This is a genomic window from Staphylococcus sp. EG-SA-2, assembly GCF_017152085.1.
In genome coordinates, this window is the sequence record NZ_JACYHC010000225.1 from 1 (window position 1) to 514 (window position 514).

Consider the following 514-nt stretch of genomic DNA (forward strand, 5'->3'; position numbering starts at 1 on the left):
GAACTTTCTATGAATATTGGATGACGCTTGATGAGAACATTATTAATCCATTTGTTCAATTAGTACATCCGAAAAAAGAAAAATATCTTCCGCAATTCTTTTACGAAGAAGAAATGGAAGCGTTATTTAAAACTGTAGAAGAGGACACTTCAAAAAGTTTACGGGATCGAGTTATTCTTGAATTGTTATATGCTACAGGTATCCGTGTTTCGGAATTAGTTAATATTAAAAAACAAGATATAGATTTTTACGCGAATGGTGTTACCGTATTAGGAAAAGGGAGCAAAGAGCGCTTTGTACCGTTTGGTGCTTATTGTAGACAAAACATCGAAAATTATTTAGAACATTTCAAACCAATTCAGTCATGCAATCATGATTTTCTTATTGTAAATATGAAGGGTGAAGCAATCACTGAACGCGGTGTACGATATGTTTTAAATGATATTGTTAAACGAACAGCAGGCGTAAGTGAGATTCATCCCCACAAGCTCAGACATACATTTGCAACGCATTT

1 protein-coding gene is annotated in these 514 nt (G+C 34.0%); it reads left to right on the forward strand.

Going from position 1 to position 514, the window contains the following annotated elements:
* Window positions 1–514, forward strand: a 514-nt coding sequence (locus IDG60_RS27320; RefSeq protein WP_206160451.1) for a tyrosine-type recombinase/integrase, incomplete at both ends; no start/stop codon positions are given.